This is a genomic window from Vibrio sp. CB1-14 (assembly GCF_040412085.2).
GTDB classification, from domain to species: Bacteria; Pseudomonadota; Gammaproteobacteria; order Enterobacterales; family Vibrionaceae; genus Vibrio; species Vibrio chaetopteri.
In genome coordinates this window covers 1,017,613-1,035,243 of the sequence record NZ_CP115921.1, presented here as the reverse complement: position 1 = coordinate 1,035,243, position 17,631 = coordinate 1,017,613, and the positions used below count along the sequence as shown (strand labels likewise).

The following is a 17,631-nucleotide window of genomic DNA, read 5'->3' as shown; positions in this document are numbered from 1 at the left end:
TCGAACTAAAGTGCTTTGTGTTTACTAGTTTATCACCTAGCGAGGTGTTTCCAAATCTAGCTGCTTTCAATGCAGTATTTGCCTAACGCAAACTGAAGTTCAAAAAAAGGAGCCTGTCGGCTCCTATATCGGCTTTAAAACATTAACTATTGAAGTAGAGACAGACCTTACGCCCATCGACCTCACGTATATCAAACGGGATCTCGTAGATGGCTTCCATGGTTTCCTGCTGAACCACTTCATCGACTTTGCCCGATTTGATGACCTTGCCTTTCTTCATCGCTACGATGTTATCCGAGTAACAAGACGCAAAATTAATGTCGTGAATAACAATCACCACAGCCTTATTGAAATCGTGCGCGAGACGGCGAAGCGTGTGCATAATTTCAACTGAGTGCTTAATATCAAGGTTATTTAAAGGCTCATCCAAGAATACGTAGTCAGTATCTTGAGCCACTACCATGGCGATAAACGCCATTTGACGCTGACCGCCGCTGAGCTGATCCAGGTACTTATTTTGGATCTCTTCAATCCCTAAATGGCCGAGAGCCTGGTCAATGATTTCGTTGTCCTCTGCCGTTAGACGTCCACCAGAATGTGGAAAGCGACCAAAAGACACCAACTCACGAATGGTAAAACGCATATTAATGTTATTGGATTGACGAAGTACGGCGAGGTGTTTTGCCAGCTCTTTAGTATCCCATTGGGCAAGCAGCTTATCGCCAATCACGACTTCACCCGCATCGCTCTCTGTTAGGCGACTCGCCATCGACAACAGCGTACTTTTACCTGCACCGTTAGGGCCAATAATCGAGGTCACTTCTCCTTTCGGGAAAAGTGCATCTGCATCTTGTACAACGAAGGTTTTGCCGTACTTTTTACTTAGACCTGTTAACTTAATCACTGTTAAACCTCTTAATTAATTCTGTTTCTTAACAATAAGAACAGGAAGTAGGAACCACCGACGAGATTGATGATCACGCTGATCGTGGTTTCGAACGCCAATACCTTTTCAACAAACCACTGACCCGTCACCAGCAGAAATACCGCCAGTAGACTGCTCGCAATCATGAGAAAACGGTGCTGATAATTTCTGAAGATCTCACGAGTTAAACTTACCGTAATCAAACCAAAGAACAGCACAGGCCCCACCAACGCCGTAGAAATGGCAATCATAATGGTAATTAGGATCATCACTCGCTGAGTGAGTTGCTGAGTATTCACACCAAGGCTTGTTGCGTTATCTGTCCCTAGCCAAAGTACATCTAGCTTTGGAGCGTAGTAAAACAGAATTGCTAAGCAAAGTGAGAGTGGGACCAGGCTCCAGTAGACCAATTTGGCATTCACGTTGTTAAAGCTCGCGAACATGGAGTTTTGAATGCTCGCGAATTCATTGGGATCAACCAACATGGTCAAAAAGCCGGTCACACTGCTAAACAAACTGCCGCAGACAATACCAATCAACAATAGCGTGAACACATTGCTGTCTTTGCGCTTAAAGTAGAAATGAAACAGCAATAATGAGAAGCCAATCATCACACAGGTTGAAAGCAAAAAGTTACTCATTGCGTGAATTACCCAAAAACTGGTACTGCCTAGAATGACCACCATCAGTACTTGCACCATCAGATACAAACTATCAAAACCCAATATAGATGGCGTTAAAATGCGGTTGTTGGTGATGGTTTGGAACACCAAAGAAGAAGCAGAAATCGCTACGGCTGCTAGGACAATCGCCAACACTTTTGGTATACGACGTGATAGGAAAAAATGATAGTTATCCGCTGTCAGCCCTTGACCTATAAACCAAGCAATAATGGCAACGCACCCAGCGATGAGTAAGGAGACTTTTAACGAATCACGCATTGCGTTTCTCCCTTAACACCAGATAAATGAACACCGCACCACCGAAAATACTGATGATCATCGAGATAGGCATTTCATAAGGGAAAATAATCAAGCGACCTAAAATGTCACATGCGAGCACCAAGATAACGCCCCAGTAAGCAGTCCAAGGCAAGATCCGCTTCATGTTGTCGCCCATAAATAGCGACACGATATTAGGCACGATAAGACCAAGGAATGGGATAACACCGACAATCATGACTACAGTGGACGAGCTTACCGCTACTAAAATGACACCAATAAAGACTATCTTCTGATAATCGAGGCCGATGTTCTTTGCAAAGCTCTCACCGACACTCGCCGCGCTAAACTGTCGGGCATAAAAGTAAGCCAGTAAGCAGGCTGGTACTGCTAGATACAGGATCTCATAGTTGCCTTGCAGCACACTGGCGAAGTTCGCCACCGTCCACGACGACATGGTTTGCACCAAGTCATACTTATAGGCAATAAAAGTGGTAAGTGCAGAGATCACGTTGCCATACATGATACCGATAAGCGGCACTAGAACTGCGTTCTTAAACTGCAGCCTTTGCAAGAAGCGTACAAAAATCAACGTACCTGCGACGGCGAAAAAGAAGATGGCACCTAAGTGTACCCATTGGCTAGCACCGCCAAGGAAAATTAGCCCAACAACGTAGCCAAGCAGCGCACAATCAATAGTGCCCGTTGTCGAAGGTGACGCGAAACGGTTCTGCACGATTTGCTGCATGATGAGGCCCGCGACACTTAAACCGGCACCGGCAAGAATGATGGCAAGCAATCTAGGAACGCGGCTGATGACATAGATGGAATAGGCATGCTCATCACCACGAAACAAGTCGGCCAGTGAAACGGAAGCAGCGCCAAGAACTAGGGAGCAGACGGCCAATACAATAAGCAGAGCAGTCGCCAAAATGGTTTTATGAATGGTCATTACAACGATGGGCTAATAAGATACTTAACGAGAAGAGTCTCTGCTAATTAGCAGAGACTTTTAATGAATAACAAATTAGTTCAATGCTTTGTCGATATCACTGATCATGGTTTGCGTTGCGGTTACACCGCCACCCGAGATATACCAGGCGTTTGGATCGATATAGACAATCTTGTTGTTTTTCGACGCTGGTGTTGAATCCACTAACGGGTTGTTGAACAGCTCTTTCGCCTTACCAGTACTACGGCCAATCGCTTGTTCGCGGTCAAGAATGAAGATAACTTCTGGCTGAGCATCTGCAACATATTCGAATGAAATAAGATTACCGTGCGAGCCTTCAATTGGTGCTACGTTTTTGCTGCTAGACTCTGCAAAACCAAAATCATCAAACACAATTGAGAAGCGGCTACCTTTATTGAACATGGCGACGTTGCTGCCGTTGTTCATTAGCATCAGCGCATTTAGATTTTGCTTCGCGACTTTAGATGATGCGTTGTCTAGTTGCTGCTGAGTTTCAGCGATAAGCGCTTCCACTTCGTCTTGTTTGTCAAACAGCTTACCTAGCATACGCCAGTTTGCTTGCGCGTCTTGCCAGTACTGACCGTTATCAACGTAGAACATGACGGTAGGTGCAATCTGGTTAAGATCATCGTATACGCGAAGCATGCGACTTTCTGCGATGATTACGTCAGGCTTCAAGGTAAAGATGGCTTCAAAATCCGGCTCACCGACAGAGCCTGTGTTGCCTGTCGTTTGTTTGTAGTCAGCTAGGTATTCTGGAAGCAGTGAGTGAGGCGCGCCTACAGGTTTCACACCAATACGGTCTAACACGTCTAGACTACCATTGCCCAGTACAACGACACGCTTTGGTGTGCCATCAAACTCACTGGTGCCTTTAAAATGCTGAATAGTAACGGCACTGGCCTGAGCGGCCAAAGCTAGACTTGCGGTAAGGGTTAGCGCCAAACGCTTGACGAAACCAAAGGACTGACTCATTCCGATTTCCTTATATACTTTATGGTTATAGTTAACCCGCTCATTATCACTTACTGTAAAATAGGAATCAATATCATTTTCATAATCAATAGTGATTTTATTGTCCTAGCTCAATAATCCTCTGATCTAGAAGCACCTGGAGCTCGCCTCTTCCTAGAAGTCTTGCGCCGATCTCTCCAAAACGCTGTTAAATCATCGCTATTGTTTTTACTCCTGCGCGTTTTGTCATACTATGTCGAAAATCATCGACTTATAGACAGCGCGACACTATGACCACCAAAGCGAAATACTCCGATATCTACCAATCGATCAAGCAGCGCATTTTGAGTGGGCAATACTCCACAACACAAAAACTACCTGGTGGTAGTGAGCTGGCCGAAGAGTTCGGCTGTAGTGAACTGACGATAAAAAAAGCGCTAGATATACTGGTCACAGAAGGTTTGGTCGTTAGAAAGCGAGGTTCGGGGTCGTTTGTTAAAAGACCGCTGGGTAATGCAAGCTACGCCCACTTACATGGCACCAAAGCCAATGTCCTCGCTAATGGTCAGTCCGTTGCGACTAAAGTACTCGAATTTCAGGTAGTGCCGGCCAATGAGCATGTTGCCAAGCGCCTTAACTGTGATGTAGAAGACATGCTCTATAACACCACCCGACTGCGCATCATTGACGGCATCGCCTCTTCGCTAGAAGAAACCTATATGCCGATCAGTATCATTTTGGGTCTAAAACGTGAGCACGCAGAGGACTCCATCTACAGCTTCATCACCAATAAACTTGGCCTAAAGATACACAGTTCAACGATGGAAATTACCGTGGTCAAGGCGAGTCAGTTTTACGCCAAGGAATTTGGAATCTCTGAGGGTGAGCCACTCGTCAACGTTGAGCAGGTGGTATATCTCGATGACGGCGAGATTTTTGAGTATTCGAATGTAAAACATCGCTGGGAGAGCTATAAGTTCGCCACTAACTTCTTTAAAGTTTAACGTTCGCACTCCTCCACATACACGCTGAAATAAGGCCTTATTTCAGCGTCGATAATCCTCATTTTAACTAGCAAAATTTGCCCACATTGACGATAAGCACTCTTTGTCGTCAAGGTCATTTTTTTTCGTTTTACTCACCTCCCCTAAAGCCTCATAGTCGCGGCGAAAACTTCATCAAATCTTACATTTTTTGATTCCCCACGACTAAATTTGGAGGCTCCGCGAGTGGAAAACACAACTGATTTCGCAGTAAAAACTGGCTTTAAAGTTCCTGTTATTGCGCTATCACTCTATGCTGTGGCATCAGGCTATCTAATGAGCTTGATCCCGTTGATGCTCAATCAGTATGGCATAGATGCAAGCAACGCAAGTTGGCTCGCAAGTGTGTTTTATGCGGGTCTATTAGTTGGCGCTGTGATTATTGAGCCAGCGGTTAAACACGTGGGTCACCGTATCGCATTTATTGCTTGCTTGGTGCTATTTATCGCAACCATCGTTGTATTGCCGCTTGTCTCTATCGCTTGGGCATGGCTGATAGCACGTTTTGTTGCGGGTATCGCGGTTGCAGGCGTATTTGTCATTGTTGAGTCATGGTTACTCGTGGGTGACGAGTCAAGCCGAGCAAAACGCCTAGGCCTATACATGGGCTCACTATACGGTGGCTCTGCTCTGGGTCAGCTTGGCATCGGTTTCATTGGAATCGAAGGTAGCGTGCCGTTTGTGGTGATTCTATCTATACTTAGTGCTGCGATTCTAGTGCTAATGTTTATACCAACTCAGCAGCCACAAAGCGCACATTCAGCGACACTGTCACTCAAACAAGTTGCGAAGCTGAACCATGCCGCCATTATTGGTTGTATCGTATCGGGTCTGACACTCGGCTCAATCTACGGTTTAATGCCGGTAGAGCTGACACATCGCAACGTGTCACAGACCAACCTAAGTGCATTAATGGCATTAGTCATTCTTGGCGGTATGGCAGTACAAACGATTGTTCCAGCACTGATTAAAGTAGCTGGGCGCACACCGCTAATGGGTCTATTCTGCCTACTCGGTGTGTTTGGCGTGGGTTTAGTGATTTTGAGCGATGACTTGAGCGTACTTGCCATCAGCCTATTCTTGATTGGCATGGCCACGTTCGCGCTCTACCCGATCGCGATTAACCTTGGCTGTGACAAGCTTGATGAAAGCTTTATTGTGTCAGCGACTCAAGTGATGCTTTTCTGCTACAGCATTGGCTCAGTAGCAGGTCCTGTGATTGCAGACTGGTTTATGAATGGCACCCAAGGTTTGATGGCATACCTGCTAGCAACCATGATGGCGACCGCTATCTACATGTTTATCGCAAGCATTCGCACCAAAAACCACTTGGTGGCGGGAGAATAGAAGTAAAAGGGTCACAATCGTGACCCTTTTTCAATTTTACTCGTTTATTAGCAAACAACGCTTTGGAACCCAACATTCAACTTAGTTCAATGGTTCTATCAATCACCAATCGTCCAACGAACCCTTCATCATGACTAACAAGGATCACTGTACCTTGGTAGCCATTAATTGCTCCAATCAACTGCTGTTTAGCCTCCAAATCAAGATGGTTATCGGGCTCATCCAGCAGCAAAATTGAGGTGTGTGATTGGTGCGAGGCGATCAACATCGCGAGCTTCATTTTTTCTCCTCCGCTAAGTGCTGACACGCTTTGATGCACTGTTTCACGCCGAAAGCCAATGCCAGCCAAAAGCGTTCGTGCCTTGGGTATGTTCAAGGCTTCACAGCGATGACAGACCATATCCAGCATAGAAACCTCAGCGTCTAAAAAGGAGAAATGCTGATCAAGATAGAAGCACTCGCCATTTACCGTGAAATGTCCACCAAAGCTCGAATGATTGCCCCCCTCCAACAGGCGCAACAAGGTGGATTTTCCAGAGCCATTAGCCCCTTTGAGCCAAACATGCTCGCCGGAGAGTATCTGCTGGTTAATTGGCTCCGATCCGATGAGCGAGTGGCTAAAGTCTTCAAAATGCACCTTCACTCGCCCACCAGACTGAGCCTCGCAGGTATACCATTTTTGTGGCTTGAACTGCTCAAGCTGTGATTTCACATCCTGCAGCTTTTGGTCAAGTTCGGCCATTTGACGCTCACTTTGTGCTTTGACTGCCGCGTTTGCCAATTGTGCGCCCTGCTTCTTACCATCCATTAATATTTTGGGCTGACTGCCTGAAGCTCGCTGCTTCTCTCCTCGACTAGCGAGCCTTTGGGCGGTTATTTCGCGGCGCTGGGCTCTCTCAATCTTTACTTTTCGGGCTTTCTCCAACATTTTCGCCATCTTATTGATAGCAGCTATCTTCTCCTCTTTTTGTTTAAGGTAGCCTTGAAAACCACCGCCAAAACAAGTGATACCCAAACTGTTGAGCTCTAAAATGCGATCCGTGTTATTCAAAAAAGTGATGTTATGACTGATCACTAAAATGGGCACATGACGTTTCTGTAGCGTCGCTACTAGCCATTTAATGTGCTTTGCATCTAGATGATTGGTGGGCTCATCGAGGATCCAAGCATCGTGCTCTTGGTGGAGTAAACGATAGAGCCTAATAATCGCTCTCTGTCCTCCACTTAAACGGCTCAATTTAGTGTTTAGAACTTTGGGGAGTCGCAGTGTCTCCATTAAATCGGCAAGTACTTGCTCCAACAGCCAGTCTGAGTCTGAAATACGTTCAAACCACTTACTGTCGGTTGCCCCTTCAGAAATGTGTTTAAGTGCTTCGAGCTTATCTTCAACACCTAAGTAGGCGGCTATCGAGCACTCAAAATCATCGGGCGATGCTTCTTGAAGGTAAACCCCCACGGACTTGAGGCCGCCTTCCCACTCAACACTGCCGCTTGTCGGTTGAGATTGCTTAGCCAATACTGAGGCTAAGTGGCTTTTGCCACATCCATTTTTCCCTACTAGAGCGGTAACACCGCATGGAATCGTGAACGAGAGTTCGTTAAACAGATCTTGTCCATCTAAAAATTGTTTTGATAGTGAAATAGCATGAATAGCATGAATAGCAGTCATACATCCTCCTTGGCAGAGCATGAGACGCATGGCAGCACATACAGTAATGTCGTGATAAGTAGTGATGTCTAGACCAGTAGCGATACCATGATCAGTAGACAAAAATATAGAACGAGCCAACGCCCACTAACTCTGCGATTTCAAAAGTTACTTGTATAAAACGTTCGAAATTGAGTTAGTTGTTCATGTAGGCGTGCGCTCCTAGGGAAGTGATGGGACGGATTATACACAATTGAGCGACGGTGGCAGCCTCAAAACCCGAGACTGCCAACAGGATCGCAAAATAAAGCGCTAGTGCTCACTAGCCAAGTAAACCATTTAGAGCCAGTGGCTCTGGTGCGCCTGGAAAAACTTGAGTCAAAGCAGTGCTATCTGCTCCCATATGCTGTTTTAACACCGCCTTAATCACGGCACGAGTATCGGTCGTTGGTGCCAAATCACGCCCTTGATAGCGCTGTGCTTCAGAAAGCCCAGGCCACTCGGTGATAACTTCAGATTTCTTCAATGCGCCTCCAAGCACAAACATAGCGTTGGCTGTGCCATGATCGGTACCTTTAGTGCCGTTTTCTGCCACGGTACGACCAAACTCACTGGCGGCGATAATAACGGTTTTTGACCACTGTTCACCTAGTGCCTCTTTGAGAGCTGCCAGTCCTTTGTCTAGTTTGGTCAGTTGATTGCTAAGTCGCCCCTTGACCGTACCTTGCGCAGAGTGGGTATCCCACCCTCCTAGCTCTAGTACAGCAATATTGGGACCGTTAGGTGCCCTCATAAACTCTCCAGCTTGGCGCATTAAGCCTGCAAATTGTTTGCTTTGGTTGCCACTTGAGGTCATGGATTCAAGTTTCACCGCATCTTCAAAGTTGGCCGATAACACCTCATCATTTTGGAATAGCTCTGCAAGCAAATCTGCCTGTTGCTGCTTAGCTTTGAGTTTATGGGGAAACCAGCTACTGACTTTAACATCACCGCGCACAATGAGCGGCATACCCGCATCAATCGCAATTGCTTGCTGCGATGTTACTTGAGAGTTCTGCGTTGCCAAGTAACGGTTCATCCAGCCAATGGGATCGAACGGATCGGAGGTGCCATTTTCTAGTACTTTTTGACCATCAAAGTGAGAGCGCTGTCGGTAATTCGTCGCACTGGCATGGACAAATGCCGCTTGTCCTTGCTGATACCACTGATGAACATTCACTAGCGATGGGTGTAAGCCAAAACCTTTATCGAGCGGCTTAAGGTCGCTTTTCGCTATCGCGATGTTTGGACGCAGCGCATAATAGTCATCATCAAAAGTTGGCACTACAACATTCAACCCATCCATAGCGCCACGTAGCGTTATCCAAACCAATTTGTTAGGTGATTGAGTAGAAGCAAACGATAAGTTGGGCAGCAAACCAACCAGAGATGCCGCGCCAACGCCTTTAATAAAATCTCGTCTTGTCGTCATCGTCTTTACCTATATTGAAACTGTGGGCTCATCCAAAGCACGACAAGCTTGGAGACAGGATCTTGCGCTTTATCTATCGCCGTAAGAACATGCTCATCAACTTCACTGCCGTACAGCCTTTGAATCATTTGTATCAGTTTGTCATCGACATTTTGTTTACTGCGCTCCATTTGCCTCACAACCAGTTTGGCGGTTTGATCCGCGACTTGCCAGCGCTGCTTTAGCGCCGATGAAGAATTGTAATCAGCATCGCTATCAGGCCAACCCGCAGGCGAGCCAGACATAAAGGGCTGCTGACCTAACAGTCTCAGGTGCTGAATCATTTGCCTTGGATTCGGCTCAAAATTGGCACTTCGAAGAACTGAAAAATACCACTCTTGAGGCGTGCGAAAGCGCAATTGCTCGGAACTGTTTTTCAGTGGTGAGTTAATTAACGTGAGGTATACAGGGATCAGCATACCTTGATTGTCGAGCCACACCTTGGTCAGCTCATCGATTAAAGAAGCGTGTCCAGTACCATAAAAATGCTCCACCAGCTTGCGACACAAATGCCTTGCGGTATTTTCATGGTTAGCCAGGTCGCGCAAACAGGCGATGCCTTGCTCTTCACCTGCTTGGTCATACACCTGACCAAGCACGTTGATGGCACCCGGCTCATGCATGTCCTCGACAAACTGATAGCCGGGACGCGCTGCTTTGAAGCTGACACTCCAACCCGTTAGGCCTTGCGCTAACTCTATGACATCGTTTTGGGAGTAACCGCCATCGACTCCTAAAGTATGCAACTCCAAAATTTCTCGCGCGAGATTCTCATTGAGTCCTTTATTGCGCTTTTGACCCGCCTTGGATCCAGGACCAATCGAACGATGATTATCCAAATAGATCAGCATGGTCGGGTGCTGACACACGGCAAGCAGCATCGATGGAAAATCGATACTCCAAAGCTCACGAATCACTTCATTTTCGATACCAGCAGCAATAGGTCGAATGCGGCGGTTATCCGCAGATACAGCGAAATGGTTACTCCAAAATTGGATAAGGCGCTCTTGAAATCCAAGTGGTGTGGCTAACGTTTGCTGGTTTCGAGCTGTCGCCAATGCTTGATAGCTTTCTTGGAAAAACGCATTGTTCGATTTGGTGAACAGCTTTTTCTCTTCTTCCGTCATAGATTCTTTTCGGCGACGGTTGAGATCACCCATATGAGCAAGCAGCTCATCAGTGGTAGGCAGCGACGTGATTGCTTTGTTCACATAAGGCTGAGACTTGAGTTGGTCATTGAGTGAAGCGGCGAGTTTTGCATCCCCCACCCTTGGACCAAAACCAAAACGCTGCGAGACAATATATTGTGCGGACTGTGATTTCTCCATGACAACCTCAATGACGGGAGCATACAAAAAGCATTGCACATTCACGCCAAATTGCCCAATCACAAACAGCAAAAACAGCAGCGGCGCTCATTATTGAGCGCCGCTGCTGTTTGATCAGTTAACGATTACGAACGTTTTGGCTGACGGTAAGTTTTACCTGCTGTCTTGTAAGTATCGCTTTGCTTGATTTCAAACATCACATCGAAGAACCATGCGACAAACTTAATCACGTCGTCACCTTCGTTCATGATGTGCTCAGCGTACTCTTGCTCTTCACCATTATCATCAACGTCGTTAAATACGTGATAGATACGCTCTTCACCATCAACTGTCGCCAATGCGAACTGACCTGTTAGGCTCTCTGCCGCTTCTTTGACTTCTAGGTTTTCAGAGCTTTTCAGCTTGCTCAATGCGTCTGGAAGTGTTTTCAACTCACACAGCTGCATGACCAGCAGCTGAAATTCTAATTGTTGCATGCATTACACCGTTATTATTTGCAGACCAAGTGTTATTTGCAGACCAAGCCGCAGCACTTAAAAATCTTAGAGATTATAGGCTCGCCAGTTTGGTCTCTTGTTTCTCAAGCATAGCGTCCAGTTCGTCTCGACGCGCGATAAACTGCTTGAGTTCGTTTTTCGGGACAGAGTCTGCCATAGGAATGTTAGCTCGCATAGCATTTACTGGCCTTCCACGGGAAATCAACTCGTAATGCAAATGTGGGCCGGTGACTCGACCTGTTGCACCAGACAAACCAATTCGAGTCCCTCGTGTCACTTTCTGTCCTTTCTTCACTAAGATTTTACTCAAGTGAAGATAACGCGTTTTGTACGGACCACCATGATCCACAACCACGTACTTACCTGCGTATGGGTGATTGCGCACCATAGCTACAACACCATCACCCGTCGTATAGACATTGGTACCGGTGCGAACGCCAAAGTCCGTACCATTATGTGGAGAAACACGCCCGGTCACTGGGTGACGACGATTTGCGTTAAAGCCAGAAGTAATGCGGTGGTTTTTCACCGGATAACGCATAAACGCACGCTGCAAACTATCGCCTTTTGCATCGTAGTATTGACCGTTGGTATGCAGGTAAGCTGAGTACATCGCGCCGCGGTTGAAGATCTTAATCGCTTGGATCTCCGAATTCCCAGTTGGGGTACCATCGACAAATTGGCTATTTTTCACCACTTCAAAGCGATCGCCAGCACGCAAGTCACGCGTGAAGCTGATCTTATCTTTTAGCAAGGTCACGACTTGGTCGATTTCTCTTGGGTTAAGCCCGAGTTTATTCGCAGAGGCAGAGAAGCTGCCGTTGATACTACCAACCATAGCGGCGCTTTCCCATTCACCCGGGATCGAAATATCTTTGAACTCGTAGCTTCCATCATCTAAGCGAGCATACACTGCTTTTTCAGCGACACTACGGCTAACTTCAAGTTTGCTTAGCGTACCGGTCGCTTCACTTTGCCAAAAGCGCAATCTGTCGCCCGGTCTTAAAGTGTCGAGCACAAGGAAGTTCAAGTCGGTTTCCATTACAGACATCATGTCACTGTAAGGAAAACCCAGTTGGTCAAAGATCTGGCTTAGGCTATCACCAGATTTTACTTTGTAAGCGTATTTAGGTGGCAATTCAGCTTTTGGCGGTTCTTCAGAAAGCACAGCAACGACTGGAGAATCATTGAGGTTAAGATCAATGGTACCCTTCATATTTGAGTCAGGTAAGCTGTGAAGAAAAGCAAACGCTGCCATAAAAGGCAGTCCAAAAGCGATGCTTGTTTTGAGTTTTCGAGACGGATTCTTAGCCGTGGTTGATCCGCCTGCTGGTTGATTCGATTGCACAATGGTTCCGATGCATGTCGTAAATTGAGCCAATAGAGTAATCGTTTCCTATTTTAAATGCACCCAAATGTCGGGAAAAGTCAGGTAAAACATGTGATGAGAGTGTAAAAAAGCGACGTTTGTCATCTATTCAATCTCGCCCATTTTTCAGGCATCAGTTCCAAGATTATCTAACTGCTTGAATTTACTTGAACAGCGTAGAACTGCGTGAAAGAAGAGCTTTATCGGCAACTTATGTGAAAATTCTGGCGACGTTCAACACTTGCTCTATCGCAGAATTAGTAGCATATCAATGCCTTTAATTACACTTTCTATTCATATCCATCCCCATATGATTGCCTAGATATGATAGAATTGTCAGCTCAGGATTAGATGTAAAACGGATAATTTCATCATAAACCTCTGATTGAAAATTGTTTTAGTCACAGGAATTTCGAATTCTAATCAGTAGTTCAATAAACATGGAGTTGGTCTTTATATTCGTCTACACGAATATGTAAACCTCATAATTATGAGTTTCAAATCTCAAAAATACAGTATCGATTCAACTGACTATCAAGTCGGCCAAGACAACATCACTAAGTGGGGCATGGATGTCCACAATACAGTTTTCACCGCTTCAGCGGGTCTATCCATCCTCTTCATTGTCACTCTTTTAGTTCTTTCCCCTGCAGATGCCAAAGCTGCCATTGACGCCGTTAAAGCCGCAGCGCTATCTAAGTTCGATTTCGTCTTTATGTGGGGCGCGAATATCCTTCTGATCTTTGCGATCCTTATTGCCCTATCACCGCTGGGTAAAATTCGCCTAGGCGGCGACAATGCCACAACTGACTATTCCACTTTATCCTGGATTTCAATGTTATTCGCCGCAGGTATGGGTATCGGCCTTATCTTCTGGGGTGTGGCTGAGCCTACCGCATTCTTCACTAACTGGTTCGGTACGCCGCTCAATGCGGAACCTTTCACGCCAGAAGGCCGTGAAGCAGCATTGGGAGCTACCGTATTCCACTGGGGATTGCACGCGTGGGCTATTTACGGAATGACGGCTCTCTCGCTGGCCTACTTTGTTTATAACAAGGGGCTTCCTCTTTCTATGCGCTCTGTGTTCTACCCTCTATTGGGAGACCGAGTATGGGGACGTGTGGGTGACATTATCGATGTGATGGCAGTTCTGGTTATCTTGTTTGGTCTTGCTACGTCACTTGGACTGGGCGGCTCACAGGCGGCAAGTGGTATCAGCCACGTATTTGGTCTAGAGAACAGCCTATTGCTCCAAATTGCTATCATTCTGACCATCATGGGTTTAGCTATTGTATCCGTTGTACGTGGCATGGATGGTGGTGTTAAGGTGCTTAGTAACCTCAATATGATCATTGCCTTCGTCTTCCTTGGTGTCATGGGTATTTTGAACTTCACTACCGTTCTAGATTCTGTGACTACATCGATTGTGGGTTATGTGAAAAACATCATCCCGCTGAGCCAAACTGCTGGACGTGAAGATACCACATGGCTGCACGGCTGGACGGTCTTCTACTGGGCTTGGTGGGTTGCGTACGCGCCATTCTTCGGTATGTTTGTAGCACGCATCTCGAAAGGTAGAACCATTCGTGAGTTCCTAGTCTGCGTACTTGTCATTCCAACGATCGTTACAACTGCATGGATGTCTTTCTTCGGTGGTATTGCAATCCAACAGATCATCGACAAAGTTGGCCTACTTGGCATGGAGCAGGGAATCACAGATGTCTCACTAAGCTTGTTCTACATGCTTGATGCTTACCCTATCGGCAATATTCTGTCGCTGATTGCGGTCGCGCTAATCGTTGTATTCTTTGTGACCACATTGGACTCTGGCTCTATCGTTGTCGATAGCATGACGGCAGGTGGCAAACTTGAGCTACCAATCAAACAGAAGGTTGTTTGGGCTGTAATTTCTGCTGTCATTGCCATGGTCATGCTATGGATTGGCGGTACAGACTCCATTCAAGCGCTGCAATCCATAACCATCATTGCTGCACTGCCGTTTACTCTTATTCTGATATTAGGCTGTGTGAGTCTTCTTAAAGGCATGTTGACTGAGGTTGAAAAGCCAGAAGTAGCCCATAACAAGCCCAACTAGCGCTTAAGAGGTAAGCCGATTTCGGTTCACTTTAAATCGCGATGATTAAAAAAGCCGCCCACTGAATAAAGTGAGCGGCTTTTTTTAATTGTAACGTCGAGTATCGCCTATGTATCTATAAAGAATTACGCTTGCGCGGTTTTAACAATACAGTTGTCAGCGCCAAAACCGTTCGGGACATACTGGTCTGCTTGAGCGTCGTTTACCCACTCACTTTCGTTTACTAAGTAACGGAACTGAAACTCCGCATCTTTTGGCAAACGAGTTTTGTACTTAAAGGACTTCGTCTTGGCGACCTTTTTCATTGGGGTCGGTTGCCAATCCAAGAAGTCAGCCATCAAAACCACACTGTCCACATTGGTCGCATCTAACTCAAAGGTGACTTCTACTTCATCTTTTGTTTTAAAAAAGCGCTTATTAATCATCGCAAGCTCCATTTGTCTAAAAATAACAACATCAAAAGTCCATGTTATGTAATTAATGTCACATTCTCAAGTGTGCATTTCGCAACCATTTATTTCCAAAAGCTATAGGAGGGATCACGGTCGGTGTAAAAAACTGGCTAACAACCGACCCATTTGAACGACTTCGCTTCACACGTTAGAGTCTCATTTTCATCAGGCGCTTCACTCATCGACTGGTACTGCCCGTGACTCTTAAACGCCAGTGTCATCCGATCGTCCATTCTTGTGAGCGTTAAAAGTGCTATTCGATCGCCGGCAAACTTCGCATCAGATAGAATCACTCGCTGACGTGAACTGTCCCATTTGAATAGCCCGAGGTAATAGAACACGCCGGAGCCTTGGTTACTCACAGCAAACGGAATAGCAATTCCCGCAAGAGACTTGCCGTCATAAATTGCCTGCTGGTAACGGTAAAGAAGGTAAACATTACCTCGCTCCATACCGTCATCGTAACTTCCTGCTGCGACCTGTTTCTCCGCATCGATATCTGTTAGTAATGAAAACGCACTCGTCTCTGGCACTTGAATCGTCCAAGGGTTCGGCACTTGAAGACCCAATATTGCTTCAACAACAGGATCTGCTTGTAAGCTTTGCTGCGAAGGGAATTTAGCAAGTATCTCTTCATCAGAAAGGGAGAACCGATAGACTCCCGCCACGATAACAACGGCGAGTAAACAAAGAGGGATCAATAGAATCAGGGGGACTGGGAGCTTCTTCCTAGGCATTGTTATAATTCTCAATAACTTTTTCAATCATTACAGTTTAGCGCGTTCTTGAAAACGCCGAAAGCATCAATCCCCACTATACTTTGTGCATACTCACACCAACACTCACCATACATTCTGTTGCGTATTATTGGTTATTGTAGAACCATATAGTGAATAATTACCCTTAAATGATGAATAGTATTGCCAGCATTCAAAAAAAAGAGTAATCTTGCGCTCAATGCACAAATATGGATGTTTAGTGAATAAATAGGCGAAGGACGTCGTCATTATTAACTAGTTGTAACACGAGAGAAAAATGCAAAATAGTGCTCAATCTGTGCCGGAAAGCGGCAAAAAAGGCAATTTCTGGATGTTCTTCATCCCGTCTTTAATCGGTCTATTCTTGTTTATGGCCCCAATCAGTTACGATGGCGGTCTAACTATCCCTGTTGCTGTACTTGCTAAAGCTTTACAAGCGGCAGTGGGCGACTTCATTGTTCCGTTAGTCACAGCAATCATTGCAGTGATGGCAGCAGCGTCAGTCTTGTCACGCATTTTTAAGCCTGCTTTCATTACTAACAATGAATTTTTAAACGGTTTGTTTAACCCAACACCAATGTGGCTCGCGGTTCGCGTTATCGGCGGTATCGCGGTACTCATGACCTACTTCCAAGTGGGTCCTCAAGCCATTTGGGAAGAAAACACGGGTGGTCTAGTGCTAGAAGGCCTTCTACCGACGCTATTTGCCGTGTTTATTTTCGCGGGTCTTCTTCTACCACTTCTATTGAACTTTGGCTTGCTTGAACTGTTTGGTGCACTACTGAGCAAAATCATGCGCCCAGTGTTCAACCTACCAGGTCGTGGCGCTATCGATTGTATGGCTTCTTGGCTAGGTGATGGTAGTGTGGGTATCCTTCTGACCAGCAAACAGTATGAGAACAAGTTCTACACCATGCGTGAAGCGGCGGTGATTGGTACAACATTCTCAGCAGTATCTATTACATTTAGCTTGGTTGTTATTGCCCAAGTTGAGCTTGAGCACCTATTCCTACCTTTCTATGGCGCAATTTGTTTGGCAGGTATTGTAGCGGCGGTCATTATCCCTCGCTTGCCACCACTGCGTAACAAGAAAGACCTATTTATCGATGGCACTAAACCATCAGCAGACGCAGAAGTCACACCAAAAGGCCACACCACGTTCTCTTGGGGTTTAGATCTAGCGCTGCAGCGTGCTGGTACAGTGACATCGGCCAAGTCCGTATTCGGTGAAGGCGTGAAGAACGCTGTCGACATGGTATTTGGCGTACTGCCTGTCGTGATGGGGCTTGGTACTGTTGCTCTTGTTATCGCTGAGTACACATCGGTATTTGAGATCCTAGGAACACCATTTATTCCTTATCTAGAACTACTTGGCGTACCTGAAGCCGTAGCGGCTTCAAAAACGATGGTTGTTGGCTTTGCTGATATGTTCATCCCATCGATTCTCGCTGCATCGATTGATAACGAAATGACGCGTTTTGTCATCGCAGCCATGTCGGTAACTCAGCTTATCTACATGTCAGAAGTCGGTGCCCTACTGCTTGGTAGTCGCATCCCTGTGAATATTTTTGAGCTGTTCGCTATCTTTATTCTGCGTACGCTGATCACACTGCCTGTGATCGCTGGTGTCGCGCATTTAATCTTCTAAATCGCAGACCACTTTTTCTCTTGATGAGGCTCACCTTTTTAGGTGAGCCTTTTTTATTCCATAAAAACAACATGATGTGTCGTTTACTTTATATAAATATCAATTATCATATGCTCGCGTGTGAATAACTCACAGCAAAGCAG

At 45.9% G+C, this 17,631-nt stretch carries 15 protein-coding genes; 4 read left to right on the top strand and 11 right to left on the bottom strand.

Features of this window, described 5'->3' with window-relative positions; genetic code table 11:
- Positions 1 to 142: 142 nt before the first annotated feature.
- From PG915_RS20490 to PG915_RS20475, 4 genes are all read right to left on the bottom strand, one after another.
- Positions 143 to 904 (bottom strand): ABC transporter ATP-binding protein, encoded by a 762-nt coding sequence (locus tag PG915_RS20490; RefSeq protein WP_353498852.1) that lies wholly within the window; start codon positions 902 to 904, stop codon positions 143 to 145.
- An 11-nt stretch (positions 905 to 915) separates the two neighbouring features.
- On the bottom strand, positions 916 to 1,866 hold the full coding sequence (locus PG915_RS20485; RefSeq protein WP_353498851.1) for an iron chelate uptake ABC transporter family permease subunit: 951 nt from the start codon (positions 1,864 to 1,866) through the stop codon (positions 916 to 918).
- Positions 1,859 to 2,818, bottom strand: a complete 960-nt coding sequence (locus PG915_RS20480) for an ABC transporter permease (protein ID WP_353498850.1) — start codon at positions 2,816 to 2,818, stop codon at positions 1,859 to 1,861. Before PG915_RS20480 ends, PG915_RS20485 begins: the two co-directional genes overlap by 8 nt.
- Before the next feature lie 75 nt (positions 2,819 to 2,893).
- Complete coding sequence (locus PG915_RS20475) at positions 2,894 to 3,814, bottom strand: siderophore ABC transporter substrate-binding protein (RefSeq protein ID WP_353498849.1); 921 nt, start codon at positions 3,812 to 3,814, stop codon at positions 2,894 to 2,896.
- A 269-nt stretch (positions 3,815 to 4,083) separates the two neighbouring features.
- On the opposite strand from PG915_RS20475, the gene PG915_RS20470 reads away from it, so the two are divergent.
- A complete protein-coding gene (locus PG915_RS20470) occupies positions 4,084 to 4,797 on the top strand; it encodes a GntR family transcriptional regulator (protein ID WP_353498848.1) in 714 nt (237 codons plus the stop codon).
- Between the two features lie 225 nt (positions 4,798 to 5,022).
- Positions 5,023 to 6,183, top strand: a complete 1,161-nt coding sequence (locus PG915_RS20465; protein ID WP_353498847.1) for an MFS transporter — start codon at positions 5,023 to 5,025, stop codon at positions 6,181 to 6,183.
- Positions 6,184 to 6,259: 76 nt separating this feature from the next.
- Here the strand turns inward: PG915_RS20465 and PG915_RS20460 are convergent, their stop codons facing one another.
- From PG915_RS20460 to PG915_RS20440, 5 genes are all read right to left on the bottom strand, one after another.
- Positions 6,260 to 7,852 carry an ATP-binding cassette domain-containing protein gene (locus PG915_RS20460; protein WP_353498846.1) on the bottom strand — a complete coding sequence of 531 codons (1,593 nt, stop codon included), beginning with the start codon at positions 7,850 to 7,852 and terminating at the stop codon, positions 6,260 to 6,262.
- A gap of 301 nt (positions 7,853 to 8,153) precedes the next feature.
- Positions 8,154 to 9,302 carry a DUF1501 domain-containing protein gene (locus PG915_RS20455; RefSeq protein ID WP_353498845.1) on the bottom strand — a complete coding sequence of 383 codons (1,149 nt, stop codon included), beginning with the start codon at positions 9,300 to 9,302 and terminating at the stop codon, positions 8,154 to 8,156.
- Between the two features lie 5 nt (positions 9,303 to 9,307).
- Positions 9,308 to 10,669, bottom strand: coding sequence for a DUF1800 domain-containing protein (locus PG915_RS20450; protein ID WP_353498844.1), 1,362 nt, complete (start codon positions 10,667 to 10,669; stop codon positions 9,308 to 9,310).
- Between the two features lie 125 nt (positions 10,670 to 10,794).
- On the bottom strand, positions 10,795 to 11,145 hold the full coding sequence (locus PG915_RS20445; protein WP_353498843.1) for a hypothetical protein: 351 nt from the start codon (positions 11,143 to 11,145) through the stop codon (positions 10,795 to 10,797).
- 73 nt (positions 11,146 to 11,218) lie between these two features.
- Complete coding sequence (locus PG915_RS20440) at positions 11,219 to 12,424, bottom strand: peptidoglycan DD-metalloendopeptidase family protein (protein WP_353500175.1); 1,206 nt, start codon at positions 12,422 to 12,424, stop codon at positions 11,219 to 11,221.
- A 601-nt stretch (positions 12,425 to 13,025) separates the two neighbouring features.
- Between PG915_RS20440 and PG915_RS20435 the strand changes: the two genes are divergently transcribed.
- Positions 13,026 to 14,630 carry a BCCT family transporter gene (locus PG915_RS20435; protein ID WP_353498842.1) on the top strand — a complete coding sequence of 535 codons (1,605 nt, stop codon included), beginning with the start codon at positions 13,026 to 13,028 and terminating at the stop codon, positions 14,628 to 14,630.
- A 125-nt stretch (positions 14,631 to 14,755) separates the two neighbouring features.
- Here the strand turns inward: PG915_RS20435 and PG915_RS20430 are convergent, their stop codons facing one another.
- Both PG915_RS20430 and PG915_RS20425 read right to left on the bottom strand, forming a co-directional pair.
- Positions 14,756 to 15,055, bottom strand: a complete 300-nt coding sequence (locus tag PG915_RS20430; protein WP_353498841.1) for an isoamylase early set domain-containing protein — start codon at positions 15,053 to 15,055, stop codon at positions 14,756 to 14,758.
- Between the two features lie 137 nt (positions 15,056 to 15,192).
- Complete coding sequence (locus tag PG915_RS20425; protein ID WP_353498840.1) at positions 15,193 to 15,819, bottom strand: hypothetical protein; 627 nt, start codon at positions 15,817 to 15,819, stop codon at positions 15,193 to 15,195.
- Between the two features lie 298 nt (positions 15,820 to 16,117).
- Between PG915_RS20425 and PG915_RS20420 the strand changes: the two genes are divergently transcribed.
- Positions 16,118 to 17,488 carry a YjiH family protein gene (locus PG915_RS20420; protein ID WP_353498839.1) on the top strand — a complete coding sequence of 457 codons (1,371 nt, stop codon included), beginning with the start codon at positions 16,118 to 16,120 and terminating at the stop codon, positions 17,486 to 17,488.
- The last annotated feature ends 143 nt before the right edge of the window (positions 17,489 to 17,631 follow it).

Coding starts and splice junctions, on each gene's coding strand:
- PG915_RS20485 (WP_353498851.1), bottom strand. CDS start 1,866: ATGCGTGATTCGTTAAAAGTCTCCTTACTCATCGCTGGGTGCGTTGCC.
- PG915_RS20480 (WP_353498850.1), bottom strand. CDS start 2,818: ATGACCATTCATAAAACCATTTTGGCGACTGCTCTGCTTATTGTATTG.
- PG915_RS20475 (WP_353498849.1), bottom strand. CDS start 3,814: ATGAGTCAGTCCTTTGGTTTCGTCAAGCGTTTGGCGCTAACCCTTACC.
- PG915_RS20470 (WP_353498848.1), top strand. CDS start 4,084: ATGACCACCAAAGCGAAATACTCCGATATCTACCAATCGATCAAGCAG.
- PG915_RS20460 (WP_353498846.1), bottom strand. CDS start 7,852: ATGACTGCTATTCATGCTATTCATGCTATTTCACTATCAAAACAATTT.
- PG915_RS20455 (WP_353498845.1), bottom strand. CDS start 9,302: ATGACGACAAGACGAGATTTTATTAAAGGCGTTGGCGCGGCATCTCTG.
- PG915_RS20450 (WP_353498844.1), bottom strand. CDS start 10,669: ATGGAGAAATCACAGTCCGCACAATATATTGTCTCGCAGCGTTTTGGT.
- PG915_RS20445 (WP_353498843.1), bottom strand. CDS start 11,145: ATGCAACAATTAGAATTTCAGCTGCTGGTCATGCAGCTGTGTGAGTTG.
- PG915_RS20440 (WP_353500175.1), bottom strand. CDS start 12,424: ATGGCAGCGTTTGCTTTTCTTCACAGCTTACCTGACTCAAATATGAAG.
- PG915_RS20435 (WP_353498842.1), top strand. CDS start 13,026: ATGAGTTTCAAATCTCAAAAATACAGTATCGATTCAACTGACTATCAA.
- PG915_RS20430 (WP_353498841.1), bottom strand. CDS start 15,055: ATGATTAATAAGCGCTTTTTTAAAACAAAAGATGAAGTAGAAGTCACC.
- PG915_RS20425 (WP_353498840.1), bottom strand. CDS start 15,819: ATGCCTAGGAAGAAGCTCCCAGTCCCCCTGATTCTATTGATCCCTCTT.
- PG915_RS20420 (WP_353498839.1), top strand. CDS start 16,118: ATGCAAAATAGTGCTCAATCTGTGCCGGAAAGCGGCAAAAAAGGCAAT.